The organism is Citrobacter sp. Res13-Sevr-PEB04-36, assembly GCF_015672735.1.
Lineage (GTDB): Bacteria > Pseudomonadota > Gammaproteobacteria > Enterobacterales > Enterobacteriaceae > Citrobacter.
On sequence record NZ_JADABY010000031.1, the window covers coordinates 82,289 to 108,385 of the forward strand.

The window sequence follows — 26,097 nt, forward strand, 5'->3', positions numbered from 1 at the left end:
GTCCGCTTGGCGGGCCTTTTTTTATTCGGTTTTTCGACCTTGTTCTGGCTTTGGCATCCTGCCAAACTAGCGGACCACGAATAAGGAGCCACCATGTTCTTAATTAATGGCCGTGAGCAGGATACGCTAAATGCAGGCGATCGCGCGACGCAGTTCGGTGATGGGTGTTTTACTACCGCGCGAATTATCGACGGTAAAGTATGTTTCTTTTTGGCGCATCTCCGGCGTTTAAACGACGCGTGCAAAAAATTGCAGATCCCCTTCGATAAGTGGTCAGAACTGCAAGATGAAATGCAGCTGCTGGCGGCCGGGCATACACACGGTGTACTGAAAGTGATTATTAGCCGTGGCAGCGGAGGTAGGGGCTACAGTGGCGCAAACTGCCATTCGCCTACGCGCATTCTCTCTACTTCTGCCTTTCCTGCACATTATATTCGATGGCGGGAAGAGGGGATTACGCTGGGATTAAGCCCTGTGCGTTTGGGGCGTAATCCGATGCTTGCCGGGATTAAACACCTGAATCGGCTGGAACAAGTGCTGATTCGTTCTCATCTTGAGCAGACAGACGCCGATGAAGCGCTGGTTCTTGACAGTGAGGGATGGGTTACGGAATGCTGTGCGGCTAACGTGTTCTGGCGTAAAGATGATGTGGTTTATACCCCTCGAATGGACCAGGCTGGAGTGAACGGCATTATGCGACAATTCTGTATGCGGATGCTGGCACAATCACCGTTCCAGATTGTCGAAGTGTATGCCCGGGAAGAGGACGTGATGCAGGCGGATGAGATGATCGTCTGTAATGCATTAATGCCGGTGGTTCCCGTGCGCGCTTGCGAGGACAGGATGCTATCTTCACGTTTGTTATTCGATTTTTTAGCCCCACATTGTGAGCACCCAAATTCGTCATGAAAAAATTGTTACTTGTTGTTCTTTTATTGCTGGTTGTGCTGGGCATTGCCGCGGGAGTGGGAATGTGGAAAGTTCGTCATCTGGCGGACAGTAAATTATTGATTAAAGATGAAACGATTTTTACGCTGAAAGCGGGGACGGGCCGTCTGGCGCTTGGTGAACAGCTGTATGCGGATAAGGTGATTAATCGTCCGCGCGTATTCCAGTGGCTGCTGCGCATTGAACCCGACCTTTCGCATTTTAAAGCCGGGACCTACCGTTTGACGGCTGATATGACGGTACGGGATATGCTGCAACTGCTGGAAAGCGGTAAAGAAGCGCAGTTTCCGTTACGTCTGGTTGAAGGTATGCGCCTGAGCGACTACCTGAAACAACTGCGTGAGGCGCCATATATCAAACACACCTTGAGCGACGATAACTACGCGACTGTTGCCAAGGCGCTAAAGCTGGAAAACCCGGAATGGGTGGAAGGCTGGTTCTGGCCCGATACCTGGATGTACACCGCCAATACCTCGGACGTGGCGCTGCTGAAGCGCGCGCACCAAAAAATGGTCAAAGCTGTTGATACCGCCTGGGAAGGCCGCGCTGAAGGGCTGCCTTATACAGACAAAAATCAGCTGGTGACGATGGCCTCGATCATTGAAAAAGAAACCGCTGTTGCCAGCGAACGCGACCAGGTGGCCTCGGTGTTTATAAACCGTTTACGCATTGGCATGCGCTTACAGACCGATCCGACCGTGATTTACGGGATGGGTACACGGTATAATGGTAAATTGTCGCGTGTCGATCTGGAAACGCCGACCGCCTATAACACCTATACCATTACCGGGCTGCCGCCAGGCCCAATTGCTATGCCGGGTGAAGCCTCATTGCAGGCCGCCGCGCATCCGGCAAAAACACCGTATCTTTATTTTGTGGCTGACGGTAAAGGTGGTCACACATTTAATACCAATCTTGCCAGCCACAACCGGTCAGTGCAGGATTACCTGAAAGTGCTTAAGGAAAAAAATGGGCAGTAATTATATCGTCATCGAGGGCCTGGAAGGCGCCGGAAAAACTACCGCGCGGGATGTAGTGGTGGAGACACTTGAGCAACTCGGTATTCGTGACATGGTTTTTACCCGCGAGCCAGGTGGGACCCAGCTGGCAGAGAAATTAAGAAGCCTCGTGCTGGACATCAAGTCAGTCGGTGACGAAGTGATTACCGATAAAGCGGAAGTGCTGATGTTTTACGCTGCACGTGTTCAACTAGTTGAAACCGTCATTAAGCCCGCGCTGGCAGAAGGCACCTGGGTGATCGGCGATCGTCACGATCTGTCGACCCAGGCCTATCAGGGCGGTGGCCGGGGTATCGACCAAACGATGCTGGCAACCCTGCGTGATGCGGTGCTCGGTGAATTTCGCCCGGACCTGACGCTCTATCTGGATGTGACGCCTGAAGTGGGTTTAAAGCGTGCCCGTGCTCGCGGTGAGTTGGACCGCATTGAACAGGAGTCTTTTGATTTCTTCAATCGTACCCGTGCCCGCTATCTTGAGCTGGCGGCGAATGATCCCAGTATTCGTACCATTGACGCCACGCAGTCGCTTGAGGCGGTAATGGACGATATCCGTAGCACCATTACCCAGTGGGTGCGGGAGCAGGGCGCATGAAATGGTACCCATGGTTACGGCCTGATTTTGAAAAACTGGTCGCCAGTTACCAGGCGGGCCGCGGTCACCATGCGTTACTGATTCAGGCGTTACCCGGCATGGGTGACGATGCGCTGATTTACGCCCTCAGCCGCTATCTGATGTGCCAGCAGCCGGAAGGACATAAAAGCTGTGGGCACTGCCGTGGCTGTCAGTTGATGCAGGCAGGAACGCATCCTGACTATTACTCACTACTGCCGGAGAAAGGCAAAAGTACGCTGGGCGTTGATGCGGTACGCGAGATCAGTGAAAAGCTGTACGAACATTCCCGTCTGAGTGGTGCCAAAGTGGTGTGGATCCCCGATGCTGCCCAATTGACGGAAGCCGCGGCCAATGCCTTACTGAAGACACTGGAGGAGCCACCGGCGCAAACGTGGTTTTTCCTTGCCACTACCGAGCCGGCACGCTTACTTGCCACATTGCGTAGTCGCTGTCGATTGCATCACCTCGCGCCCCCGGTGGAATCATACGCGGTTTCCTGGCTGGCCCGAGAAGTAACCGCCCCACAGGATGCGCTGCTAAGCGCACTCCGCCTGAGCGCTGGGTCTCCTGGGGCAGCATTAACGTTGCTTCAGGCTGAAAGCTGGGCACACCGTAGCGATTTTTGCGCGGCGTTGGCCAACACCTTGCACTCCGACGACTGGTATCAGCTGCTGGCGGCGCTCAACCATGAACAAGCCGCAGCCCGTTTACACTGGCTGGCAACGCTGCTTACGGATGCGCTTAAGCGGCCGTATGGTGTAGCTCATTTAACGAACCCCGATGCGCTGGCGTTGATATCATCCATCGCTGAACGGCTATCTGTTGCACAGATTCAGGCGATACTGGGTGATGTGTGCCACTGCCGTCAGCAGTTACTCAATGTGACGGGTGTGAACCGTGAACTGGTAGTAACCGATCTTATCCTGCGTATTGAGCATTACCTGCAACCAGGCACCGTATTGCCTGTTCCCCATCTTTGAGAGAGACATTATGTTTTTAGTCGACTCACACTGCCATCTTGATGGCCTGGATTATCAATCTCTGCATAAGGACGTGGATGACGTGCTGGCGAAAGCGGCAGCGCGTGATGTGAAGTTTTGTCTTGCAGTGGCGACCACCTTACCCGGATACCGCAGTATGCGTGAACTGGTCGGTGAGCGTGACAATGTGGTGTTCTCCTGCGGCGTCCATCCGTTAAATCAGGATGAAACCTATGATGTAGAAGACCTGCGTCGCTTTGCTGCTGAAGAGGGCGTGGTGGCGATGGGTGAAACTGGGCTGGACTATTTTTACACCCCGGAAACAAAAATTCGCCAGCAGGAGTCGTTCATTCATCACATCCAGATTGGCCGCGAGCTGCAAAAACCGGTGATCGTCCATACCCGCGATGCGAGAGCCGATACGCTGTCGATTCTGCGCCAAGAAAACGTGACGGATTGTGGCGGCGTACTACACTGTTTTACAGAGGACAGGGAAACTGCAGGCAAATTGCTGGATCTTGGATTTTATATCTCTTTTTCTGGCATCGTTACGTTCCGTAACGCTGAACAGCTGCGCGAAGCCGCACGCTATGTTCCTTTGGACCGTTTGTTAGTTGAGACTGACTCTCCGTATCTTGCGCCGGTACCGCATCGTGGCAAAGAGAACCAGCCCGCCATGGTTCGTGATGTTGCAGAGTATATGGCTGTATTAAAAGGTGTTGCCGTTGAAGAACTGGCGAAAATCACCACTGATAACTTTGCCCGCCTGTTTCACATCAACGCTTCTCGCCTGCAATCTATCCGTTAACCGAGTTTTTTTAAAGCTCGTAATTAATAAGTAAACCGAGTAAAGTTCACCGCCGTGAAATGGGCGGTGAATAACCAGTTAGACACATTCAGATACTCATTTTATCGGATTGTGCGAATTTAACGGCTATCCACAGCTGAATTGTGATAACCGTCAAACAAAAATAAGCTGAATTATTTTACTCTGTGTAATAAATAAAGGGTACTTAGATGCCCTGTTCACGGCGAGGTTCTCCCCCCTCGCCAATGCGTGAGAACGTAGAAATACACAAAATCATTCAAGCTGCATCAAGGCGGCAAGTGAGTGAATCGCAGGTGCTTACTTGAGTAAGTGACTGGGGTGAACGAACGCAGCCAACGCTGAGGCGCTTGGAAGGATGAAGTGTATAAGCACAAATACTCAGGAGCACTCTCAATTATGTTTAAGAATGCATTTGCTAACCTGCAAAAGGTCGGTAAATCGCTGATGCTGCCGGTATCCGTACTCCCGATCGCAGGTATCCTGCTGGGCGTCGGTTCCGCTAACTTCAGCTGGCTGCCAGCCGTTGTATCGCACGTAATGGCAGAAGCAGGCGGTTCTGTTTTTGCAAACATGCCGCTGATTTTCGCCATCGGTGTGGCGTTAGGCTTCACCAACAATGACGGTGTTTCCGCACTGGCTTCAGTGGTTGCCTACGGCATCATGGTTAAGACCATGTCTGTGGTTGCGCCGCTGGTTCTGCATTTACCTGCTGAAGAGATCGCAGCAAAACACCTTGCTGATACGGGTGTTCTCGGGGGGATTATCTCCGGTGCGATTGCAGCGTACATGTTCAACCGTTTCTACCGTATCAAACTGCCTGAGTATCTTGGCTTCTTTGCCGGTAAGCGCTTCGTTCCAATTATTTCTGGTCTGGCCGCCATCTTTACGGGTGTGGTCCTGTCCTTCATTTGGCCGCCGATCGGTACTGCTATCCAGACATTCTCCCAATGGGCTGCATACCAGAACCCGGTTGTGGCGTTCGGTATCTACGGCTTCATTGAACGCTGCCTGGTACCGTTTGGTCTGCACCATATCTGGAACGTTCCATTCCAGATGCAGATTGGCGAATACACCAACGCTGCGGGCCAGGTGTTCCACGGCGATATCCCTCGTTATATGGCGGGTGACCCGACTGCGGGTATGCTGTCCGGTGGCTTCCTGTTCAAAATGTACGGTCTGCCGGCTGCCGCTATTGCTATCTGGCATTCTGCAAAACCAGAAAACCGCGCGAAAGTGGGCGGTATCATGATTTCCGCAGCGCTGACCTCGTTCCTGACCGGTATTACCGAGCCGATCGAGTTCTCCTTCATGTTCGTGGCGCCGATCCTGTACATCATCCACGCGATTCTGGCAGGCCTGGCATTCCCAATCTGTATCCTGTTGGGTATGCGTGACGGTACGTCGTTCTCTCATGGTCTGATCGATTTTATCGTTCTGTCTGGTAACAGCAGCAAACTGTGGTTGTTCCCGATTGTGGGTATCGGTTATGCGATTATTTACTACACCATCTTCCGCGTGCTGATCAAAGCGTTAGACCTGAAAACGCCTGGTCGTGAAGATGCGACAGAAGACAGCAAAGCGGCCGCGACTGGCGAAATGGCTCCGGCTCTGGTTGCTGCATTCGGTGGTAAAGAAAACATCACTAACCTCGATGCGTGCATCACGCGTTTGCGTGTCAGCGTGGCTGACGTTGCTAAAGTGGATCAGGCTGGCCTGAAGAAACTAGGTGCTGCAGGTGTGGTCGTTGCGGGTTCTGGTGTTCAGGCTATCTTCGGGACCAAGTCCGATAACCTGAAAACTGAAATGGATGAATACATCCGTAACAGCTAAGCGGTAAGAAGTTGGGGAGAACTAAGGCAGCCTGAGGGCTGCCTTTTTTAATGCATTAACTGGCCTGAACGCGGATTGGCGCGGTAGCAGCGAATAGCCATGGACGTGCGTCACTGTTCACGCGTGGTGACAAGGTTTCTCTGACTTGTTGATGGTAATCATCAATCCACTGCTTCTCTGTTTCGCTCAGCAGATGTAACTCAACCAGATTCAGGTCGATGGGTACCAGCGTCAGTGTGGAGAAGCGACAAAAACCAGGGCGACTCTCGATTATTTCCACCTGATTCTCAATACGAATACCGTATTGCCCTGCCAGATAATATCCTGGTTCAATGGTAATAATGTTGCCCGCGGCCAGAGGCCAGGGATTCACTTTCTTCGCAATGCGGTGCGGCGGTTCGTGGATCAATAACTGATGCCCGACACCGTGGCCGGTGCCATGATCATAATCCAGACCCAGCTCCCAAAGTGCCCGACGGCTAAACGCATCCAGTTGATGTCCCTGAGTGCCACTCGGGAATTGCAGCGTAATCAGTGATAAAAAACCTTTCAGCACAGCGGTGTAATGCAGTCGACGCTGCGGATCCTGTGGGCCAAAGGCGAGGGTGCGTGTTGTATCCGTGGTGCCGTTTTGGTACTGACCGCCAGAATCATTTAAATACATCGCCTGAGAGGTGATCGGTGTATTGGTTTTCTCGCTGGAATGATAATGACACATTGCCGCATTGCTGGCTGATGCTGAGATCGTGCCAAAACTCTGCTCAATAAATCCCGGTTGTTGTTGACGAAATTCCAGCTGTTTTGCCTGCGCTTCCAGTTCGGTTACTGGCTTACCTGCCGCCTCACGTAATGGCACTTCATGCGCCAGCCAGGCGAGGAAATTCACCCAGGCAGCACCATCCTGCTCATGGCATTCGCGATAGCCCGCCAGTTCAGTGTCATTTTTATGCGCTTTGGTCAGCGTGATGGGATCGGGTGCCCAGAGGAGTTCGCCGCCGTGCTGTTCAATGGCGAATCGCAGTGCAACTGGTGCGTAGTCTTTATCGACCAGGAAACGTTTCCCTTGGGCAAGTTGCCGGCAGCGCGGCAGGAAATCCTCTTGCGGAGAAATCGTTAATGCGTTCAGTAGCGCTTCGGGTAACTGCTGCGTTTTGTTGGCATCCACAAACCACTCCAGTTCACCGCCGCGATGCAGCAAGGCAAACGAAAAAGGCACCGGAACCATATTGAGATCTGAACCGCGCACATTGAGCAGCCAGGCGATGTTATCGGGTAGGGTGATCGCCAGAAAATCAGCCTGATGTTGAGCAAGTTGTTCAATGATCCGCGCGCGTTTTTGCGCACTACTTTCGCCGCTTATCTCAATGGGCATTTCGCGGATGATACCGCAGGGGGCTGCCGGACGATCGAGCCAAACCGTGTCGAAAGGGTCGGTTTCCAGCGCGACCAGTTCGCAGTGAGTGGCTGACAGTGCCTCAAACTGGCTGTTGACCATCAGCAGAGGCTCAAAACCGATGCGGGTATCTGCTGGCACATGCGTCTGCAAATAATCGGCCAGTGGTTCGTCGTGTAAATGATGAACTTCAAAGTCATCCAGGGAAACTTCGTTGCGGACCTGGACCTGGTAACGTCCATCAACAAATATTAATGCGCGATCGCGAAGTACCAGAGCCAGGCCTGCAGAGCCGCTAAAACCAGTCAGCCAGGCCAGTTTATTGTCGTGCGGCGTGCAATCCTCACTCTGATGAGCGTCGGCGCGGGGAACAATCATACCATCCAGTCCCTGCGCTAACAGTTGATTGCGCAGAGCGGAGAGGGGCGTTGAGTTATGCATAGTTACCTTGAGTCCTTAACGGAACGGCGGTTCGTTGAACGTACGTAATTTGCGGGAGTGCAACCGGTCGCCTTCAGCGCGAAGACGATCGATTGCCCGAATACCAATTTGCAGGTGCTCGGAAATCGCACCCTCATAAAAACGGTTGGCTTGGCCGGGCAGTTTAATCTCACCGTGCAGTGGCTTATCGGAGACGCAAAGCAGGGTGCCGTAAGGCACGCGAAAGCGGTAACCCTGAGCGGCAATTGTGGCGCTCTCCATATCAATAGCGACGGCGCGGCTGAGGTTAAAACGTAGCGCAGAGGCAGAATAGCGTAGCTCCCAGTTACGGTCGTCGGTGGTAACGACCGTGCCGGTACGCAGCCGTTGTTTGACTTCTTCGCCGGGCATGCCGCTGACTTCTTTTGTGGCGTCATACAGCGCGCGCTGGACTTCGGCAATGCTCGGAATTGGAATATCTGGTGGCAGTACGGCATCCAGCACGTGGTCGTCTCGCAGGTAGGCGTGGGCGAGAACGTAATCACCAATGGCCTGGCTCTCACGCAGGCCGCCACAGTGCCCAATCATTAGCCAGACGTCAGGACGCAGGACCGCCAGGTGATCGCAAATGGTTTTGGCATTTGACGGACCGACGCCGATATTCACCAGCGTAATCCCTTGACCGTCGGCGGTGATTAAATGCCAGGCGGGCATCTGGTGTTTCTTCCAGGCAAGATCGGAAATAGCTTCTTCCGGCGCCTCGGTTTCTGCGGTGATCCAAATTCCACCGGCGCATGACAGTGCGATATACGGACTGTCCGGGTCGAGGATCTGGCTGCAGCCCCAGCGTACAAACTCATCGACATAGCGGGTGTAGTTGGTGAACAGCACGAAAGGCTGAAAATGCTCCACCGGTGTGCCCGTGTAGTGACGCAGGCGCGCCAGTGAAAAATCAACGCGTCGTGCATCGAAGTGCGACAGCGGGGAAAATTCCGCTGGGTGGTACGTACCGTCGGCGGTTTCATCGCCAATCTGCGACAGTTCGGTGGTAGGAAAATGGCGCGTTAATCCGGCACTCATTGAGCGGTCGAGTGTCAGTTCAGAGCCGTCTATCACATAGGGATAGGGGATTTCATGCTGTGATGGCTCGACACAGATATGTGCATCGTAATCCTGGTACAGCAGGGTGAGTTGTTCTTCAAGATAAGGGCGGAAAAGAGAAGGTCGGGTAATGGTTGTGGTGTAGCAGCCAGCATGGGTAAAACGACCGTAGGCGCGCGTTTTCGGAGGATTCGTTGCGCTGCCATCCCAGGTCACCGAAAGTGAAGGGTAAACAAAAAGACCTTTATCTCGGGCGATGATGTCAGGAAGCGTCCCGGTTTCAATGTACTTGCCAATGGCGCTTCGCAGAGCCTTAACCGATTGCTCATACAATGCGTCCAGTTTATCCAGTGCCTGAGCCGGGGTCAGGCTAGAGCCCTTATTGTTCATGTCTGTCTCCTTGTTCCACAGATGTGCTGCTCTCCCGATAGTATGTCACAGGAATGTGAAACAAAAGTCAGTCGTTGAGGAAGAATATGCGAAGACCGAATGGCCCTCGCATAACAGCTTAGCTGAGTGGTTTCTCTTTCATCAAGATTGCGGTTGCGGCAGAAATAAGGCACCCCGCCATCAGGTAAATGGCCACGCTGTGCCAGTCTCCGCCCGAGAAGGTCACCAGTGCAGCGGCAATAAATGGCGTAAAACCTCCGCCGACGACGCTGGCTACCTGGTAGCCAACACCGGCACCACTGTAACGATAACGTGCGCCAAATAACCCGGTAAACATCGGCTGTTGCACGCAGACCACCATGTCATGGGCGATGTTTGCCAGCATAATGGCGAAGAATACAATCCAAAAGACAGACTGTGCCTCAAGGGCCATGAAGAATGGGAAGGCGCTCAGCGTGCCGACCAGTGCACCGGTAATGTAGACTCGTCGGCGGCCAAAACGGTCTGCAAGCCAGGCGAAACAGGGGATAGTCAGACAGCTTAATCCACCGACTAACAATCCGATATTCAGAAAAAGTTCGCGCGGTAGTCCAAGATTTTGTGTGGAATAATTCAGGGCAAACGCGGTGACGATATACATGGTCAGCAGTTCACATAAGCGCAGGGCGATGATTTTCATAAATGCCCCCGGATGCCGGGTTAATGCTTCGACAACCGGCAACCGCTGTTTAGTCTCCGGCTCCTGCTGCTTTTGCTGCTCGAACTCAACTGATTCATCCATGCGGTTACGCATCCATAATGCGCCAAGCACCAGTACGATGCTGAACAGGAACGGGATGCGCCAACCCCAACTCAGGAACTGCTCATCGGTTGTTTGCGAACTGATCAGTGAGACCAATCCTGTCGAGAGCAATAGGCCAACGCCATAACCCACCTGAACGCCGCTGCTGTAGAACGCTTTTTTGTTTTTTGGCGCGCTTTCGACAGAGAGTAACGCCGCGCCGCCCCATTCACCGCCGACAGCAAATCCCTGAATGGCGCGTAGCGTCACCAGCAGGACGGGGGCCCACCAACCTATAGTGTCAAAAGAGGGAATGATGCCAATAAACGCTGTGGCGATACCCATCATCCAGACGGTGAGCATCAACATACGTTTACGGCCCAGACGATCGCCGAAGTGGCCGAAGATCACCCCACCTAATGGGCGGAATAAAAATCCGACACCAAAGGTGGCAAAGGCCGCCAGTGTGCCCATCGCCGGGCTGACTTGCGGGAAAAATTCGCGGTTAAAGACCAACGCGGCGGTGATGCCATACAGCAGAAAATCATACCAGTCGACCACTGCACCGGCGAAGCTGCCCAGTGCGGCACGTCGGGCACGCTCGCGATGTTGTGAAAAGTTGTCATCCTGAGGACTTGTGGAGATAAGGGTGGAATCCATAGCTATCCTGTCTGTACTGATTTTTAATTATTAGTATTGGAATTAGGTTACGCACATTGCAGTCGATATATCAGCGACTGTGATGAGACTACCGCGACAGGCGGGAAGATAAAACGATTTTATCCCTCACAGGAGGGCAAGATGAAAAATAAGACGAATGAGAAAATACAAAAAAGTCTGCTCGAAAGCAGGTTTTTCTAAATTTCCCGTCTGATGGGACTTCTTTGCGCAGCTGGCTGGCGCGATCAATTAAGGCTTGGTAATAAACGAGACAAAGCGATTAATTACCCGGCTGACTTCGCGGTTTTTGAGCCATATCATCATAGTGTTCACGTTACCTATCTGCGGTGTAATCGTATGGCTTCGGATAGGGAAATTATACTCATATTGCCTGACGACACTCTCCGGCAACAAGGCGATCCCCATTCCGGCACTCACGCAGCCAAGAATCGCCTGAAAAGAACCGAATTCCAGAGGATCGGCATAATCGACTCCCTGCAGTTGAAGCCATTGCCCCAGGCGGGATCGATAGTTACATCCCTTAACAAAGACCAACGGTCTTGTCACCTGGAGGTCAGCACCGGTAATGACATCACGGTGCTCTGCCGGCGTCACCAGTATTAGCGTTTCCTGGCATAAAACATGCGATTGTAGAGGCGAGTTTTCTGTATGCAGCCCCTGATGGTCGGCAACGAAAGCGATTTCCAGTTCATTGTTCAGGATGTGCTGCACCAGTACCTCCGTTGGGGAGGTTTTCAGGTTTAGCTCTATGGAAGGCATTTCACGGTGGAAATTCGCCAGTATCGAAGGGAGACGTATCGCTGCGGTTGTTTCCATTGCGCCGATGCGTAACGGACCCGCCACTTTTGTTCCATTCATGGACAATTCTGCTTCATCTAACAGGGCCAGAATTTTGTGGGCATAGCGTAGAAGAAGTTCGCCCTCAGGGGTGATGTAGAGTCGATTTTTCTCGCGGACAAACAGAGAGACATCAAGACTGGCTTCCAGTTGTTTAAGACGGGTTGTGACATTCGAAGAAACGCAGTGCAGACTACGCGCAGCCGCGGATATGGAACCTGTTTCCGCAACCGTTTTAAACAAATTCAGAGAGGTACTGTTCATAGAGGCATTACTCAAAGTGAATGTTTTTGTCATTTATATTAACTTTTTGTTATCATTTCCTTGTGTAAGATAACAATCAAACTTAATTCGTCTTTTGAGGCCAAAATATGGATCACGATCACAGAGTTGTTGGCCATCGTCAGCTGAGTACTGCTGTATTTGGGATGATCGTCTTGACCTTAGGAATGGGCATTGGGCGTTTTTTATATACTCCCATGCTTCCCGTTATGCTTCATGAAGGAACTTTTACCTTTTCGCAATTATCCTTAATTGCCAGTGCTAACTATGCAGGTTACCTCGTCGGTAGCCTCCTTTTTTCCTTTGCTATTTTTAACGCTGTCAATAAATTAAGCACGCTGCTAATAGCCTCAGCATTACTCACTTGTATGCTAATTTTTTTGATGGCAAAAGTAACCCAGCCAGAAATTATACTGCTAATCAGGTTCCTCGCTGGCGTAGCAAGCGCGGGAATGATGATATTTGGTTCAATGCTGGTACTCCAGCATACCCATAATCCCTTTGTTATCGCCTCTCTGTTTTCGGGCGTAGGAGTGGGTATTTTTATCGGTAATGAATATGTCATTGCTGGGATATCTTACGCCTTAAATTCACAGGTATTGTGGATTGGTGCTTCCATACTTTCAGCGATACTTTGCGTTATCCTGGTGATTTTATTGCCGAAAGATAAGCATATGCTCCCTCCGGTAAAAGCTCCTGTAAGCGCGGGACCCGATATCCAGTGGTGGAATTTAGCCTTACTTTATGGCCTGGCTGGGTTCGGCTATATCATTGTTGCTACGTATTTGCCATTAATGGCCCAGGGTGTCGGCAATACATTTTTAGCTGACCATATCTGGTCTATTGTTGGTCTTGCCGTTATTCCAGGCTGCTATAGCTGGTTATGGGCTGCCCGCAAATGGAATGTATTATCCTGTTTGAGTGTTAATTTGATAGTGCAGGCGAGTTGTGTGGTCATGGCTGTATTTATTAACTCGCCACTGCTACTAACCATTAGCTGTATTGGTTTTGGCGGCACATTTATGGGGACAAGCTCCTTAGTCATGCCGTTGGCAAGAAAAATAAGCGCACCAAAAAAGATCAATCTCCTTGGTCTCGTTACGCTGACTTATGGGCTAGGCCAGATCCTTGGTCCATTAATTGTCAGTGCTTTCCAAAATAATAAAAATGGAATGACCTACTCTATTCTATTGGGTGCAACTTCTTTATTTACTGCGGCAGGGGTTAGCTATGTACAATACGGTAAAGTTAAATATTCAGACGGTGTGAGAAAAAATAATAAAGACAGTGATTGTACTTGATATGGGGCCGTAGGATTTATCTCTGTGTAAATACTTATTGGATAATACAGTTTCCTGTTAAATGATATTATTTGACAATGTGACTTTTTTCTACAGTCTGACGTATTTGCACTTATCTGTCTCAACGCATTATCCATAATCATCTTGTTTACAGGAGTTATTATGCCCTACATAAATATTAAGATTACCAAAGAAGGTGTTACCGATAAGCAAAAGAAACAGCTGATGGAAGGTGCTACTCAGCTACTGGTGGATGTGCTTAATAAAAACCCTAACACAACCATTGTAGTTATTGACGAAGTCGATACCGATAACTGGGGAATTGGTGGCATACCGGTGACCGAATTGCGCAGAAAAGTCAGTAAAAAATGAATCTGATGGAGGAGAGCGTAAATTCCTCTCCTGATATCTGTAGTCAATTTGCATCGTCATCTCTTTTAAGAGGATATCATATATGCATGCTTACCATCGTATACATTTGGGTAATACCTCGATTAACGTTAAAAAAAGTTTTGATGAGTTGCTACTTGAACCCTGGCTTAAAGACGAAGACGGAATGTTTATTTTTCGAAGTTATCTCCAGGCAAAGACTGGGTGCGAGAAATATTTTAGCCTGTGCGAACACGATGCCTTTTTTCCGTCTAAAAAACTTAACTTTTATTCATCTGGTGTTTTCGATAAATACCCAAAAATAAGAAAGGATGTTGCTGAAGAAATTATGAATCTGGTTTTCAGTAAATTACTGCCGCTGTTACCGAAAACTAACTATGATGTGGGAATTCATCAAATAAGAATTGAAACAAATGATCAACAATCGGGTGAACCGACTCCGGAAAGTGTTCATCAGGCTGGCTTTAAGTATATTGCTATCTACTGTAGTAAAATAGAAAACATAGCTGGTGGCGATACCACGCTAATCCCTCATCACGACGGCGGAAATGACGGGGCAACCTTTAAGATTCAGGCAGGGGAAGCGATCATTTTCAATGATGCTAATTATCTACACTATACTACACCTGTCGTATCGCTGTTGCCCGGGAAAGGGGTTCGGGATGTATTTGTCATTACTTTTGATATTGAGGGTGAAAAATAATAAATATCTTATTGTGCGCACCCATAATTATTTTACAACACTCAGCATAAGCTCAAGCAATCAACGAATTAAGCAATAATCACCTTCGCATACTTGCTGGATTATCCCTTCCGGTGTCAATGCTCTCCTGGGGGCATAGCAGCGATGGCGCTAAAGCGAGCTTTATTATGGCTAATCATATTATTTGCATACTGATTATTTATATCGTCCCTGCATTGATTTTATTTCGGAAAAGACAGATGAATGCGGAATAATATTTTGCAGCTATACACCCGGGTAAGAATTAAAGGCCATCTTCTTTTCTGTCAATGCAGTACTTCATATACCAGAACGTTGAGCCGTTCGGTTTGATCGGCTGGTACAGTTCCGAACTGCCTGTAATCTTGAAGGATTTATCGGTCGAAGTTCCATTGTTTCAACGAAACATGAGGTCTCAATTAAGCCTCCAAAGAATATAGATATCAAAAAACCCGGTAATCCTTCTCAGGATGACCGGGTAAAGATAATTTATTACTTTCAACGCATATCAGGACTCATAGAGATGTCATGATACTAAAATCTGGCTCCTCTGACTGGACTCGAACCAGTGACATACGGATTAACAGTCCGCCGTTCTACCGACTGAACTACAGAGGAATCGTGTGAACGAGGCGCATATTAGCGAGGGGCGTGGGTGTTGTCAAAGGGGTAAATGCAATTGTGTGTTTGTTTGCTGACAAAATCGACAAAGCGGCGATCTTTCCAACTTTTTAGGCCTTTGCTCTATTCTGGTGCACCTCACTCTGCGGTGGGGCAGGAGGAGAACTGTGGAGAGAGTAAATAATATTTGTCATTGACCTTCCTCCCCCTATTTTACAGGCCCTGAGCGCTTTGGCCTGTAGTCAGTCGAAACTGGCAAGTATTTTGCAACCCTGATTCGCATGACTGCCAGCAAGGGTTCTGGTATTCCGACAGGAGGCAAGATGAACTTCAGACGACTTAAATACTTCGTAAAAATCGTCGACATTGGTAGCCTGACCCAGGCAGCGGAAGTGTTGCATATCGCGCAACCTGCGCTGAGTCAGCAAGTTGCCACGCTGGAAGGCGAGCTGGATCAGCAGTTACTGATTCGCACCAAGCGCGGCGTGACCCCCACGGAAGCTGGAAGAGTGCTGTATACCCATGCCCGTACGATTTTACGCCAGTGTGAGCAGGCGCAGCTTGCCGTCAGTAATATCGGACAGACTTTGAGCGGCCAGGTGTCTATTGGCCTGGCACCCGGTACGGCTGCGTCATCTATCACCATGCCATTATTACAGACCGTGCGCGCTGAACTGCCAGAGGTGTTAATCTACTTGCATGAGAACAGTGGCGCGGCGCTGAACGAAAAGTTGCTCAGTGGTCAGCTCGACATGGCCGTACTCTACGAACGTTCTCCGATAGCAGGTATTACCAGCCAGCCATTGCTAAAAGAGGATCTTTTCCTTGTCGGTACACGAGATTGTCCAGGGCAAAGTGTTGATTTAGCCGCTGTGGCCCAGATGAATCTGTTTCTTCCCCGGGATTACAGCGCGGTGCGATTGCGAGTGGATGAAGCCTTTTCATTACGTCGTTTAACGGCCAAAGTGATTGGGGAAATTGAATCTATCTCCACCTTAACCGCGGCAATTGCCAGTGGCATGGGGGGGACTGTTTTGCCGGAGTCGGCGGCTCGTTCGCTCTGCAATGCAGCAAATGGCTGGATGGCGCGTATTACCACGCCGTCGATGAGTCTGCCATTATCGTTGAATGTGTCGGCCAGGGGGAGTTTGTCACCTCAGGCTCAGGCAGTGAAAGAGATCCTGTTGTCGTTGGTTGGTAGCCCGGCACTGGAAAACCGTGAACTACAGTTGGTGAGTTAAACCTTATTCCGTGTAGGAATAAGATGCAGGTTTTTATTATTTGTTATGCCGGGCATCAGACTTTAACAATAGCGTAATGTCTGATGTATCCGGAGTGTAGAGTGAATTTCCAGCAACTTAAAATCATCCGTGAAGCGGCACGGCAGGATTACAACCTGACGGAGGTCGCGAATATCCTTTATACCTCGCAATCGGGGGTAAGCCGACATATTCGTGAGCTTGAAGATGAACTCGGTATTGAAATTTTTATCCGTCGCGGTAAACGCCTGCTTGGTATGACTGAGCCGGGTAAAGCCTTGCTGGTTATCGCTGAACGTATTCTCAATGAAGCCAGCAATGTTCGCCGACTTGCCGATCTGTTCACCAATGACACTTCTGGTGTGCTGACGATTGCCACTACCCATACGCAGGCACGTTATAGCCTGCCCGCGGTAATTAAAGCGTTTCGCGAACTTTTCCCCGAGGTTCGTCTGGAGTTAATTCAGGGTACGCCGCAGGAAATCGACGTGCTATTGCAAAATGGCGGGGCCGATATCGGTATTGCCAGCGAGCGGTTAAGCAGCGATCCGTTGTTGGTGGCTTTCCCCTGGTTTCGCTGGCATCACAGCCTGCTCGTGCCTCACGATCATCCATTGGTCCTGACGTCTCCGCCGACGCTGGAGGCCATTGCTCGCTGGCCGCTTATTACTTACCGGCAGGGAATTACCGGCCGTTCACGTATTGATGAGGCGTTTGCCCGTAAAGGATTACTGCCTGATATTATCCTCAGTGCGCAGGATTCTGATGTTATCAAAACCTATGTGGCACTGGGATTGGGTATCGGTCTGGTGGCGGAGCAATCCAGTGGTGAGCAGGAAGAGGGGACGCTAACCCGTCTTGATACCCGGCATTTATTCGATGCCAATACCGTCTGGCTTGGCCTAAAACGTGGGCAATTACAGCGCAATTACGTCTGGCGATTCATTGAGTTATGCAATGCAGGGTTATCCGTGGAGGAGATCAAGCGGCAGGCCATGGAACCGGATGATGAAGTGATGATTGATTATCAGATCTAAAACAAAAAGCCTGCTTAGTTTCCTAAGCAGGCTTCTTAAATTTGGCTCCTCTGACTGGACTCGAACCAGTGACATACGGATTAACAGTCCGCCGTTCTACCGACTGAACTACAGAGGAATCGTTTGAACGAGGCGAATATTACTGACCTCTCCATGCCGTGTCAACAGTAAAATTAGCACGTCATTTCAATTGGTTAATTAATCCTCAAAATGCAGTGTTAATGCACATTCGATGAACAATTATTCTCATCTTCCCGGTTATCACGCAATCGTTGTAAGGGATTCTGCCGATAGAACTGAGAGAAACGTTGCCATAATGCAGGGAAACGAGGCGCAAATAACTCGGGAGCGCTGAAGTAATATTCAGATAACACAGCAAAACATTCGGCAGGATCGGTCGCTGCATAGGCGTCTATACTGCAAGCTGTTTCGCCTACCAGGTCGACTTCATCCTGAATGTTATTCATAGCAGCATGCAAATCGTGTTCCCAGCCAGCAATATCCCGCAGCGGGATCGCCGGAATACCGCTGGCGCGATCGCCATTGCGCATATCCAGTTTATGCGCCACTTCATGAATAATCAGATTAAAACCCGAGGCATCGAAGGAGTCCTGAATATCGAGCCAGTTCAGGATAATTGGACCCTGCTGCCAGCTTTGCCCGGACTGAACAACGCGTTGATTATGCACCAACCCAATGTCATCTTCCCATTCATCATCCACAACAAACGGGGCAGGGTAGATCAGGACTTCATGAAAACCATCAAGCCACTCAATACCCAATTCCAGAATAGGTAAACAGAAAAGCAGAGCAATACGTGCACTTTTTAGCGGGTCTAGTTCAAACCCCTGGAGTGCAACTAACCTTTTTTGCTGTAAAAAGCGCTCAGCCAGGGCGATAAGTCTGGCTTGTTCTTGCTCGGTGAGATTCACCAGAAGAGGAATTGCCAGAGCGTTATCCCAAGGCCAGTCATCATTCCGGGCTGTTTCTTGCTCTTTCCAGGGCCACTTAATCATCGTTTTGCTCGCAAACTCGTCACTTGAACGAAATTGACGGAACGGGGTCTGTTAAAATGCCAAATTACCTGGCATCATGGCAACCGCCAGAACGGAGAGATGCCAGAGCGGCTGAATGGACCGGTCTCGAAAACCGGAGTAGGGGCAACTCTACCGGGGGTTCAAATCCCCCTCTCTCCGCCACTATTCAAGCACTTGCAGGCCTTGCTTTCAACGACAGTTCTCACCGATGTTTTTTTCTTTGAATATCCTCACAAGTTTGTCGCTGTATTGCCTGCCTGGCACGAAAATACGCTTCGTATAAACAAAAAGCCCGCTTCATATGAAGCGGGCTTGCTGCGTGTTGAGCAGAATTAGAACTGGTAGACTAAACCAACTGCAACGATATCGTCAGTTGCGATGCCATTGCTTTCATAGAAGTTGTCGTCTTCGTCCAGCAAGTTGATTTTGTAATCAACATAGGTGGACATGTTTTTGTTGAAGTAGTAAGTCATTCCCACATCAACATATTTGACCAGGTCTTTGTCGGTATAACGTGGTGTACCATTGCTATTGTGATCCCAGCCGCCTAAGTCAACGCCTTTAGATTGCAGGAAAGAAACTGCAGGACGCAGACCAAAGTCAAACTGGTACTGAGCGGTCACTTCAAAGTTCTGGGTTTTGTTGGCAATACCGCCTGCATGCCCATCACCAGAGCCGTAATAGGTCATGTTGCGAGTTTCAGAATACATGGCTGCCAGGTAAACATTATAGGCGTCATATTTTGCGCCAACAGTCCACGCATCAGCGGTATCACCGCCAGCATAGCTATTGCGATAGCTACGATCACCACGACCAGCAGCAACCTGATCATTTGTTCGATCGGAGCTGGAATACGCGGCGCCGAGGCTTAAGCCGAAGTCGAAGTCATAAGAGGTCGACATACCGAAACCGTCGCCATTTTCCTTCGCCAGTTTGCGACCGGCGCTATTGCCGGAACCTTCTTGACCTGCGCTGGTTCCTTCGTTATTACCTTGGTACTGCAGGGCGAAGTTCAGACCATCAACCTGACCAAAGAAGCCTTTGTTACGGTAGGTGGCAACGCCATTGGCACGACCGGTCATATACACGTCGGTCTGGGTGTAAGTATCGCCACCGAACTCCGGCAGCATATCGGTCCAGGCTTCTACGTCGTAGACCACACCGTAGTTACGACCGTAGTCGAAGGTACCGTTCTGACCAAAACCTAAACCAGCGAAAGCCAGACGGGTCCATGAGTCGCCTTTGTCACCTTCGGTGCCATTGGCCTGAATGTTATATTCCCACTGACCGTAGCCGGTGAGCATATCGTTAATTTGGGTTTCGCCCTTAAAGCCCAGACGCGCATAGGTCATGTCGCCGTCGCTGCCAGCGTCATCAGAAAAATAGCGCAGACCATCAACTTTTCCGTACAGATCCAGTTTGTTGCCATTCTTATTATAGATTTCAGCCGCATTTGCTGCGCCTGCAGCTAATAATGCAGGGAGAAGAAGCGCCAGTACTTTTCTTTTCATTATGTATTCCCTTATGATAATAATTGATGTGAATATATAGTTCTATCCGAAAGACTACATTTGGATACTATTCTATGAAGTTCATTTATTTTAAAATATTACATGTAACAAATGTATTTAAAAGATTTCAAAATGTTTCTATTTGGGTTTTTATTATTCATTTAATATGTTTTTATGTTTTGCATTTTCTATGTAAATGATTAATCTGTCATTAATTTATGGATCGCAATCGATTCATATTAAAATTTTATTCAATATAAATTATATATGTCATTGTTGATTGTATTTATAACTTATAGATTCTGATGCTGGTTCATTGTGATTAATCATTTGATATTATAAAAATGGTGCGATAATTTACGTTGTGTATATATTGATGTCGCGTTCGTGAGGAATAGCATGGAATTACAACACTGGCAGTCGCAATTTGAAGCATGGCTGCGTGAAAATCATCTCGGGCAGGATGCGGCCCATGACCTCTTTCATTTTCGTCGTGTGTGGATGACGTCACAACAACTGAGTACCGATGTAACGGTCGACTGGCTGGTGGTGCTGACCGCCTGTTATTTCCACGATCTTATCAGCTTGCCGAAAAACCATCCTGACCGTCATCGTTCGTCTGTACTGGCTGCAGAAGAAACCTGCCGCGTGTTGACGCAGTCTTTCCCCACCTTTCCAGTGGACCGGTTGCCAGCGGTAAGTCATGCCATTGAAGCTCACAGTTTTAGTGCCAAAATTTCACCCACCACAATCGAAGCCAAAATTGTTCAGGATGCTGACAGGCTGGAGGCTTTGGGGGCCATCGGATTAGCTCGCGTGTTTGCGGTTTCTGGCGCACTGGGTGTGGCACTGTTTGATGCAGAAGACCCTTTTGCACAACGACGCGTGCTCGACGACAAGCAGTATGCACTCGATCATTTCCAGACCAAATTATTGCAACTGCCACTGACGATGCAAACAGAGCAGGGACGGTATTTAGCGCAGCATAACGCCGATTTTTTGCTGAACTACATGGCGAAATTAAGCGCCGAGCTAAAAGGGGAGTATGAGGGGCTGGATCTTGCAGCTATTCAGCCCTTTAAGGCACATCAGTAGTCTGCTTAGCTGAAACGTAAACGCCTCTGTTTTATGTTAACCTGTCGATAATCCATTTCGGCCGGTTAAATGTATGCAGGAAAATTTTTCAGTAACAGGCACCATGAACCTGATGACAGAGGATACCGGGATCGCCGTGCAGGTGATGTTGGCTAAGCTGCTTGAGATTTATGACGTGAAAACGCTGGTGGCTCATCTTAATGGCGTCGGTGAGCATCACTGGAGCCCGGCCATCTTTAAACGTGTGGTTGCGAATGAGACATGGCACCGTCTGAGCGATCGAGAATTTACCCACCTGAAGACCTTATTACCGACGCCGCCGGTACATCATCCGCAGTATGCTTTTCGCTTTATCGATCTTTTTGCCGGAATTGGCGGCATTCGCCGTGGTTTCGAAGCGATCGGTGGGCAGTGCGTGTTTACCAGCGAGTGGAACAAGCATGCGGTGCGAACCTACAAAGCGAATTACTATTGCGACCCTGAGCAGCACCATTTTAATGAAGATATTCGCGATATTACGTTAAGCCATCGTGCCGGGGTGAGCGATGGGGAGGCGGCTGAACATATTCGCCAGCATGTTCCTCAGCATGATGTATTGCTGGCCGGCTTTCCTTGTCAGCCGTTTTCGCTGGCGGGCGTATCCAAGAAAAATGCCTTAGGTCGTGCGCACGGTTTTGCTTGTGACACGCAAGGCACGCTATTTTTCGACGTGGTCAGAATCATTGATGCCCGCCGCCCGGCAATCTTTGTGCTGGAAAACGTCAAAAACCTGAAGAGTCATGACCAGGGGAAAACGTTTCGCATCATTATGCAAACGCTGGATGAGTTGGGGTATGACGTGGCGGATGCGGCGGATAACGGACCAGACGACCCTAAAATTATCGATGGAAAACATTTTTTGCCGCAGCATCGCGAACGTATTGTCCTCGTGGGCTTTCGACGCGACCTGAATCTGAAAACTGACTTTACGCTACGGGATATTGTCACTCGCTACCCGCAACGGCGTACTACGTTGGCTGAGTTGCTCGAACCGACCATTGATGCGAAGTACATCCTGACGCCGGTACTGTGGAAATATTTGTATCGCTACGCGCAAAAGCATCAGGCGCGGGGGAATGGATTTGGCTATGGCATGGTGTATCCCGGTAATCCGCATAGCGTGACGCGCACATTATCTGCACGCTATTACAAAGACGGGGCGGAAATCTTAATTGACCGTGGCTGGGATATGGCGCTGGGTGAACAGAATTTTGACGATCCGCATAACCAATTGCATCGACCGCGCAGGCTTACACCCCGAGAGTGCGCGCGTCTGATGGGATTTGAGTCGCCTCAGGGATATCAGTTCCGCATCCCGGTATCTGATACCCAGGCCTATCGCCAGTTCGGCAATTCGGTGGTTGTTCCGGCATTTGCGGCGGTAGCCCGATTGCTGGAGCCAAAAATCAAACAGGCCGTCTCGCTGCGAGAGAAAGAGAGTCTGCATGGCAGACGTTCACGATAAGGCCACGCGCAGTAAGAATATGCGGGCAATCGCGACCCGCAATACGGCTATTGAGCAACGTCTGGCCAGCGTATTGACGGAGCAAGGAGTAACGTTTCGCGTGCAGGATGCGGCGTTACCTGGCCGCCCTGATTTTGTGGTGGATGATTACCAGTGCGTTATTTTTACCCATGGCTGTTTCTGGCATTATCACGATTGCTATTTGTTTAAGACCCCTGCGACGCGCACGGAATTTTGGCTGGAAAAGATAGGTAAAAACGTCGAGCGCGATGCGCGGGATTGCGAGAAGTTGCAGGTGCTTGGTTGGCGCGTGCTGATTATCTGGGAATGCGCCTTACGGGGGCGAAAAAAACTCAGCGATGAGGCTCTGTCAGAGCGTGTGGTGGAGTGGATCTGCAGCGGTGGTGCCACCGCGCAGATCGACACTCAGGGTATTCATTTACTGTAACGACTTTTCCGACGGTGCGGCGACCGCGTCCGCTTTGACCGGGAACAGGTATTTACCCAACGTCACCAGTACCACGGCAAAAACAATCACTCCGAGGGCCAGCCACTCGATGAACGCCAGGCTTTCACCTCCCAGACCGGTTCCTAATAATACGGCAACAACCGGGTTGACGTAGGCATAGCTGGTCGCCAGCGCCGGGCTCACATTACGGATCAGGTACATATACGCGTTGATGGCGATAATGGAGCCGAACAGCGCCAGGTAAGCGACCGCCATAAACCCGGAAAATGACGGTAGGGTAGTCAGCTTTTCTCCGGAGATAAGTGAAGCGCCCATCAGCACGATGCCAGCGGCTAACATTTCAATCGTACCAGCCATCATACCCACGGGTAAGGTGATGCGGGAACCGTACACGGAACCGAATGCCCAGCTCATTGAGCCAATCAGGATCAACACCGCGCCCCAGGGATTGCCACTCAAATTCCCGCCGCTGTTGAGCATGATGATCCCGGCCAGTCCGATAGCAATGCCCATCCACTCCAGTTTGCGGGTTTTGATACCAAAGAAATAGCTGAAGCACAGTGTGAACAGTGGGACGGTGGCGACCACCACGGCAGCGATGCCGGAAGGAACGTTCTGGTGTTCGGCGACGGTGACCAGCCCATTTCCTACTGCCAGCAGCAGAATACCGATCAGTGCGGCGTTGAGCAGCGGGCGTAACGGCGGCAGCTTGTGACCGCGCAGAAGTAAAAATGCGGTTAACAAAATCCCCGCAGACAGAAACCGCACGCCGGCCATCATGAGCGGCGGCCAGCTTTCAACGCCAATACGGATAACGAAGTAGGTGGAACCCCAAATGATGTACAGTGCGAACAGCGCGCTGAAAAGTGGTAACAATTGCCTGAAACGCATAATCCCTCACGGTGGAAATAAAAAGGCGCAACATAGTAAACGTCAAAACTATCGTGCTGGCGAGATTTATAATTACCCGATGTTGTTAAATATTTGTTGACCATAAAGGTGAGTTTCAGCATCACGTTTTTTACTTCATACTGATGACTGCAAAAAAAATAATATTGAGGGTGAAAATTTTGGCAGGAAGTAGCTTACTGACCTTACTCGATGATATCGCCACGCTGCTTGACGATGTCTCCATGATGGGAAAACTGGCCGCAAAAAAAACCGCGGGCGTACTGGGAGATGACCTGTCGCTTAACGCGCAGCAGGTGTCGGGGGTACGGGCAAATCGCGAGCTCCCGGTCGTCTGGAGTGTGGCAAAAGGATCTTTCGTCAACAAAGTTATCCTCGTGCCGTTGGCGTTATTGATAAGCGCCTTTATTCCCTGGGCGATTACTCCATTATTAATGATCGGCGGGGCGTTCCTCTGTTTTGAAGGTGTGGAAAAAGTCCTGCATACGCTGCAGGCGCGTAAACATCAGGAAACGCCGGAAGAGCGGCAGCAGCGTCTGGTCGAGATGGCGGCGCAGGATCCGCTGACCTTTGAGAAAGATAAAATCAAAGGGGCCGTGCGCACCGATTTTATTTTATCCGCAGAGATCGTAGCCATTACGCTGGGAATTGTGGCCGATGCACCGTTGCTCAATCAGGTGCTGGTGCTATCAGGCATTGCGCTGGCAGTTACCGTTGGCGTGTACGGCCTGGTCGGCATTATCGTTAAACTGGATGACATTGGTTACTGGCTGGCTGAAAAGCGCAGCGCTGTCGCTCAGGCTCTGGGTAAAGGTTTGCTGGTGGTGGCTCCATGGCTGATGAAAACGCTATCCGTGGTGGGAACCCTGGCGATGTTTTTGGTCGGCGGCGGGATTGTGGTCCACGGGATTGCACCGTTGCATCATGCGATTGAACATTTTTCTCAGCAACAAAGCGCATTTATGGCAATGATGATCCCGACGCTGCTAAACCTTGTACTGGGCTTTATTATTGGTGGGGTTGTGGTGCTGCTGGTGAAAATGGTGGCAAAAATGCGCGGTGTCGCACACTAATTTTTCACTATCTGATTACGCAAAACGGCTCCCTGTCGTCTAAGGTGAAAAGGTTTTCTCTTGGTACAGGAGGCAGGTATGGTCTTTTCTGTCAGTGAGGAAGTCACCGTGAAACAGGGTGGCCCGCGCATGATTGTCACCGGATACGCCAGCGGCATGGTTGAGTGTCGCTGGTACGATGGCTTTGGCGTTAAACGGGAAGCATTCCGTGAAGATGAACTGATGTCCGGTGAGGGACAACAATGCCAGGAAGTCTGAACACAACGTTCAGCCGTAAGCGAGTGCACTCTCAACCATTAGTTATATTTATCATTTTGGTGAGAATTATTTACTTGTCAGGCAAAAAAATTGCAGATAAGGTTGGCTCCACATCAGATTTCCTGGTGTAACGAATTTTCAAGTGCTTCTTGCATAAGCAAGCTTGATCCCGACCCATTGCGGGCCGGGATTTTTTTCGCCGTCAGCGATTGATTTCCGTCACGCTAAAGTCGTGGATATCCAGCTCGAACGCCTCAGCTAATTCATGCCATGTATGGTAATCACGACCATCGACGCTGACGCGATCCGGGTCATCGTGGCTGCGATGAATTTCGCTCTCGCAGATTTCGTTGATCGCCTCCAGCAGTGCGTCCACATCAACACTAACCTCACGTTTGGCCGTCTCGCTGTACTCTTTCGCGGTTTTCATTCACCTACCTCTCAACCGTTACGGATGTCGGGAAAAATCACTTATGCCCACAAAGTAAGTATAGACCGTCGAGAAAACCCGCAGTCGCACGCGCCGGGCGCTGCCAGAAAATAGAATTTGTTCTACACTGGCACAAAGCCACAGGAGGAAAACTATGAAGGTGAATGATCGGGTTACAGTCAAAACGGACGGCGGCCCTCGTCGGCCTGGCCGGGTACTGGCAATTGAAGAGTTTAGTGAAGGCACCATGTACCTGGTTTCGCTGGAAGACTACCCGCTCGGTATCTGGTTCTTTAATGAGTCAGGTCATCAGGATGGTATCTTTGTGGAGAAGGTAGACTAATCATACCGCTTTCGTCTTTATGCTGACTGGTGGCA

25 protein-coding genes and 3 tRNA genes are annotated in these 26,097 nt (G+C 50.1%); 18 read left to right on the forward strand and 10 right to left on the reverse strand.

What is annotated here, in order from left to right:
- The first annotated feature begins 93 nt into the window (after nt 1–93).
- From pabC to ptsG, 6 genes are all read left to right on the forward strand, one after another.
- Nucleotides 94–909, forward strand: coding sequence for an aminodeoxychorismate lyase (gene pabC / locus IMQ48_RS09345; protein ID WP_196208807.1), 816 nt, complete (start codon nt 94–96; stop codon nt 907–909).
- Nucleotides 906–1,928, forward strand: coding sequence for a cell division protein YceG (gene yceG, locus IMQ48_RS09350; protein ID WP_196208808.1), 1,023 nt, complete (start codon nt 906–908; stop codon nt 1,926–1,928). Before pabC ends, yceG begins: the two co-directional genes overlap by 4 nt.
- Nucleotides 1,918–2,559 carry a dTMP kinase gene (gene tmk / locus IMQ48_RS09355; RefSeq protein WP_196208809.1) on the forward strand — a complete coding sequence of 214 codons (642 nt, stop codon included), beginning with the start codon at nt 1,918–1,920 and terminating at the stop codon, nt 2,557–2,559. The genes yceG and tmk overlap by 11 nt, the downstream gene beginning before the upstream one ends.
- Nucleotides 2,556–3,560 carry a DNA polymerase III subunit delta' gene (holB, locus tag IMQ48_RS09360; protein ID WP_196208810.1) on the forward strand — a complete coding sequence of 335 codons (1,005 nt, stop codon included), beginning with the start codon at nt 2,556–2,558 and terminating at the stop codon, nt 3,558–3,560. Before tmk ends, holB begins: the two co-directional genes overlap by 4 nt.
- 10 nt (nt 3,561–3,570) lie before the next feature.
- Nucleotides 3,571–4,368 carry a metal-dependent hydrolase gene (locus IMQ48_RS09365; protein WP_196208811.1) on the forward strand — a complete coding sequence of 266 codons (798 nt, stop codon included), beginning with the start codon at nt 3,571–3,573 and terminating at the stop codon, nt 4,366–4,368.
- A 417-nt stretch (nt 4,369–4,785) separates the two neighbouring features.
- On the forward strand, nt 4,786–6,219 hold the full coding sequence (ptsG, locus tag IMQ48_RS09370) for a PTS glucose transporter subunit IIBC (RefSeq protein ID WP_135322338.1): 1,434 nt from the start codon (nt 4,786–4,788) through the stop codon (nt 6,217–6,219).
- A 55-nt stretch (nt 6,220–6,274) separates the two neighbouring features.
- Here the strand turns inward: ptsG and IMQ48_RS09375 are convergent, their stop codons facing one another.
- The 4 genes from IMQ48_RS09375 to IMQ48_RS09390 form a co-directional block, all read right to left on the reverse strand.
- Entirely contained in the window at nt 6,275–8,053 is a 1,779-nt protein-coding gene (locus IMQ48_RS09375) for an aminopeptidase P family protein (RefSeq protein WP_196208812.1), read from the reverse strand.
- A gap of 15 nt (nt 8,054–8,068) precedes the next feature.
- Complete coding sequence (locus tag IMQ48_RS09380) at nt 8,069–9,523, reverse strand: AMP nucleosidase (protein WP_196208813.1); 1,455 nt, start codon at nt 9,521–9,523, stop codon at nt 8,069–8,071.
- A 118-nt stretch (nt 9,524–9,641) separates the two neighbouring features.
- On the reverse strand, nt 9,642–10,964 hold the full coding sequence (shiA, locus tag IMQ48_RS09385) for a shikimate transporter (RefSeq protein WP_196208814.1): 1,323 nt from the start codon (nt 10,962–10,964) through the stop codon (nt 9,642–9,644).
- Nucleotides 10,965–11,213: 249 nt separating this feature from the next.
- A complete protein-coding gene (locus IMQ48_RS09390) occupies nt 11,214–12,086 on the reverse strand; it encodes a LysR family transcriptional regulator (protein ID WP_196208815.1) in 873 nt (290 codons plus the stop codon).
- 107 nt (nt 12,087–12,193) lie between these two features.
- Here IMQ48_RS09390 and IMQ48_RS09395 point away from each other — a divergent pair, with 107 nt between their 5' ends.
- The 3 genes from IMQ48_RS09395 to IMQ48_RS09405 all read left to right on the forward strand — a co-directional run bounded on the left by IMQ48_RS09395 (nt 12,194) and on the right by IMQ48_RS09405 (nt 14,498).
- Nucleotides 12,194–13,405 carry an MFS transporter gene (locus IMQ48_RS09395; protein WP_196208816.1) on the forward strand — a complete coding sequence of 404 codons (1,212 nt, stop codon included), beginning with the start codon at nt 12,194–12,196 and terminating at the stop codon, nt 13,403–13,405.
- Between the two features lie 162 nt (nt 13,406–13,567).
- Nucleotides 13,568–13,777, forward strand: a complete 210-nt coding sequence (locus tag IMQ48_RS09400) for a 2-hydroxymuconate tautomerase family protein (RefSeq protein ID WP_196208817.1) — start codon at nt 13,568–13,570, stop codon at nt 13,775–13,777.
- Nucleotides 13,778–13,859: 82 nt separating this feature from the next.
- Nucleotides 13,860–14,498: a 2OG-Fe dioxygenase family protein gene (locus IMQ48_RS09405; RefSeq protein ID WP_196208818.1), complete on the forward strand. Its 639-nt coding sequence runs from the start codon at nt 13,860–13,862 to the stop codon at nt 14,496–14,498.
- Nucleotides 14,499–15,058: 560 nt separating this feature from the next.
- Here IMQ48_RS09405 and IMQ48_RS09410 read toward each other — a convergent pair.
- Nucleotides 15,059–15,134: transfer RNA gene (locus IMQ48_RS09410), tRNA-Asn, on the reverse strand.
- A 326-nt stretch (nt 15,135–15,460) separates the two neighbouring features.
- Here IMQ48_RS09410 and nac point away from each other — a divergent pair.
- Nucleotides 15,461–16,378 (forward strand): nitrogen assimilation transcriptional regulator NAC, encoded by a 918-nt coding sequence (nac, locus tag IMQ48_RS09415; RefSeq protein ID WP_196208819.1) that lies wholly within the window; start codon nt 15,461–15,463, stop codon nt 16,376–16,378.
- A gap of 101 nt (nt 16,379–16,479) precedes the next feature.
- The gene (gene cbl / locus IMQ48_RS09420) at nt 16,480–17,433 is read left to right on the forward strand and encodes an HTH-type transcriptional regulator Cbl (protein WP_196208820.1); all 954 of its coding nucleotides are present in this window, start codon (nt 16,480–16,482) and stop codon (nt 17,431–17,433) included.
- A gap of 42 nt (nt 17,434–17,475) precedes the next feature.
- Here the strand turns inward: cbl and IMQ48_RS09425 are convergent.
- Nucleotides 17,476–17,551: transfer RNA gene (locus IMQ48_RS09425), tRNA-Asn, on the reverse strand.
- Between the two features lie 100 nt (nt 17,552–17,651).
- Nucleotides 17,652–18,449, reverse strand: a complete 798-nt coding sequence (mtfA, locus tag IMQ48_RS09430; protein ID WP_196208821.1) for a DgsA anti-repressor MtfA — start codon at nt 18,447–18,449, stop codon at nt 17,652–17,654.
- A 93-nt stretch (nt 18,450–18,542) separates the two neighbouring features.
- Between mtfA and IMQ48_RS09435 the strand changes: the two genes are divergently transcribed.
- Nucleotides 18,543–18,632 (forward strand) — tRNA-Ser (locus IMQ48_RS09435).
- 170 nt (nt 18,633–18,802) lie between these two features.
- Here IMQ48_RS09435 and ompC read toward each other — a convergent pair.
- Entirely contained in the window at nt 18,803–19,981 is a 1,179-nt protein-coding gene (gene ompC / locus IMQ48_RS09440; protein WP_196208822.1) for a porin OmpC, read from the reverse strand.
- Between the two features lie 399 nt (nt 19,982–20,380).
- Here ompC and IMQ48_RS09445 point away from each other — a divergent pair, with 399 nt between their 5' ends.
- The 3 genes from IMQ48_RS09445 (at nt 20,381) to IMQ48_RS09455 (ending at nt 23,028) form a co-directional block, all read left to right on the forward strand.
- Nucleotides 20,381–21,076, forward strand: coding sequence for a phosphohydrolase (locus IMQ48_RS09445; RefSeq protein ID WP_196208823.1), 696 nt, complete (start codon nt 20,381–20,383; stop codon nt 21,074–21,076).
- A 73-nt stretch (nt 21,077–21,149) separates the two neighbouring features.
- A complete protein-coding gene (locus tag IMQ48_RS09450; protein ID WP_196208824.1) occupies nt 21,150–22,580 on the forward strand; it encodes a DNA cytosine methyltransferase in 1,431 nt (476 codons plus the stop codon).
- A complete protein-coding gene (locus tag IMQ48_RS09455; RefSeq protein WP_196208825.1) occupies nt 22,561–23,028 on the forward strand; it encodes a very short patch repair endonuclease in 468 nt (155 codons plus the stop codon). Before IMQ48_RS09450 ends, IMQ48_RS09455 begins: the two co-directional genes overlap by 20 nt.
- Here IMQ48_RS09455 and yedA read toward each other — a convergent pair.
- Nucleotides 23,020–23,940 (reverse strand): drug/metabolite exporter YedA, encoded by a 921-nt coding sequence (yedA, locus tag IMQ48_RS09460; protein ID WP_196208826.1) that lies wholly within the window; start codon nt 23,938–23,940, stop codon nt 23,020–23,022. The genes IMQ48_RS09455 and yedA overlap by 9 nt on opposite strands.
- 143 nt (nt 23,941–24,083) lie before the next feature.
- On the opposite strand from yedA, the gene IMQ48_RS09465 reads away from it, so the two are divergent.
- Entirely contained in the window at nt 24,084–25,031 is a 948-nt protein-coding gene (locus IMQ48_RS09465; protein ID WP_196208827.1) for a DUF808 domain-containing protein, read from the forward strand.
- A 78-nt stretch (nt 25,032–25,109) separates the two neighbouring features.
- Nucleotides 25,110–25,289 (forward strand): YodC family protein, encoded by a 180-nt coding sequence (locus tag IMQ48_RS09470; protein WP_196208828.1) that lies wholly within the window; start codon nt 25,110–25,112, stop codon nt 25,287–25,289.
- Nucleotides 25,290–25,491: 202 nt separating this feature from the next.
- Here the strand turns inward: IMQ48_RS09470 and yodD are convergent, their stop codons facing one another.
- Nucleotides 25,492–25,719 carry a YodD family peroxide/acid resistance protein gene (gene yodD, locus IMQ48_RS09475; protein WP_196208829.1) on the reverse strand — a complete coding sequence of 76 codons (228 nt, stop codon included), beginning with the start codon at nt 25,717–25,719 and terminating at the stop codon, nt 25,492–25,494.
- Nucleotides 25,720–25,873: 154 nt separating this feature from the next.
- Here yodD and dsrB point away from each other — a divergent pair, with 154 nt between their 5' ends.
- Nucleotides 25,874–26,062: a protein DsrB gene (gene dsrB / locus IMQ48_RS09480; RefSeq protein ID WP_170974186.1), complete on the forward strand. Its 189-nt coding sequence runs from the start codon at nt 25,874–25,876 to the stop codon at nt 26,060–26,062.
- Nucleotides 26,063–26,097 lie beyond the last annotated feature (35 nt).

Coding starts and splice junctions, on each gene's coding strand:
- pabC (WP_196208807.1), top strand. CDS start 94: ATGTTCTTAATTAATGGCCGTGAGCAGGATACGCTAAATGCAGGCGAT.
- yceG (WP_196208808.1), top strand. CDS start 906: ATGAAAAAATTGTTACTTGTTGTTCTTTTATTGCTGGTTGTGCTGGGC.
- tmk (WP_196208809.1), top strand. CDS start 1,918: ATGGGCAGTAATTATATCGTCATCGAGGGCCTGGAAGGCGCCGGAAAA.
- holB (WP_196208810.1), top strand. CDS start 2,556: ATGAAATGGTACCCATGGTTACGGCCTGATTTTGAAAAACTGGTCGCC.
- IMQ48_RS09365 (WP_196208811.1), top strand. CDS start 3,571: ATGTTTTTAGTCGACTCACACTGCCATCTTGATGGCCTGGATTATCAA.
- ptsG (WP_135322338.1), top strand. CDS start 4,786: ATGTTTAAGAATGCATTTGCTAACCTGCAAAAGGTCGGTAAATCGCTG.
- IMQ48_RS09375 (WP_196208812.1), bottom strand. CDS start 8,053: ATGCATAACTCAACGCCCCTCTCCGCTCTGCGCAATCAACTGTTAGCG.
- IMQ48_RS09380 (WP_196208813.1), bottom strand. CDS start 9,523: ATGAACAATAAGGGCTCTAGCCTGACCCCGGCTCAGGCACTGGATAAA.
- shiA (WP_196208814.1), bottom strand. CDS start 10,964: ATGGATTCCACCCTTATCTCCACAAGTCCTCAGGATGACAACTTTTCA.
- IMQ48_RS09390 (WP_196208815.1), bottom strand. CDS start 12,086: ATGAACAGTACCTCTCTGAATTTGTTTAAAACGGTTGCGGAAACAGGT.
- IMQ48_RS09395 (WP_196208816.1), top strand. CDS start 12,194: ATGGATCACGATCACAGAGTTGTTGGCCATCGTCAGCTGAGTACTGCT.
- IMQ48_RS09400 (WP_196208817.1), top strand. CDS start 13,568: ATGCCCTACATAAATATTAAGATTACCAAAGAAGGTGTTACCGATAAG.
- IMQ48_RS09405 (WP_196208818.1), top strand. CDS start 13,860: ATGCATGCTTACCATCGTATACATTTGGGTAATACCTCGATTAACGTT.
- nac (WP_196208819.1), top strand. CDS start 15,461: ATGAACTTCAGACGACTTAAATACTTCGTAAAAATCGTCGACATTGGT.
- mtfA (WP_196208821.1), bottom strand. CDS start 18,449: ATGATTAAGTGGCCCTGGAAAGAGCAAGAAACAGCCCGGAATGATGAC.
- ompC (WP_196208822.1), bottom strand. CDS start 19,981: ATGAAAAGAAAAGTACTGGCGCTTCTTCTCCCTGCATTATTAGCTGCA.
- IMQ48_RS09445 (WP_196208823.1), top strand. CDS start 20,381: ATGGAATTACAACACTGGCAGTCGCAATTTGAAGCATGGCTGCGTGAA.
- IMQ48_RS09450 (WP_196208824.1), top strand. CDS start 21,150: ATGCAGGAAAATTTTTCAGTAACAGGCACCATGAACCTGATGACAGAG.
- IMQ48_RS09455 (WP_196208825.1), top strand. CDS start 22,561: ATGGCAGACGTTCACGATAAGGCCACGCGCAGTAAGAATATGCGGGCA.
- yedA (WP_196208826.1), bottom strand. CDS start 23,940: ATGCGTTTCAGGCAATTGTTACCACTTTTCAGCGCGCTGTTCGCACTG.
- IMQ48_RS09465 (WP_196208827.1), top strand. CDS start 24,084: ATGACTGCAAAAAAAATAATATTGAGGGTGAAAATTTTGGCAGGAAGT.
- IMQ48_RS09470 (WP_196208828.1), top strand. CDS start 25,110: ATGGTCTTTTCTGTCAGTGAGGAAGTCACCGTGAAACAGGGTGGCCCG.
- yodD (WP_196208829.1), bottom strand. CDS start 25,719: ATGAAAACCGCGAAAGAGTACAGCGAGACGGCCAAACGTGAGGTTAGT.
- dsrB (WP_170974186.1), top strand. CDS start 25,874: ATGAAGGTGAATGATCGGGTTACAGTCAAAACGGACGGCGGCCCTCGT.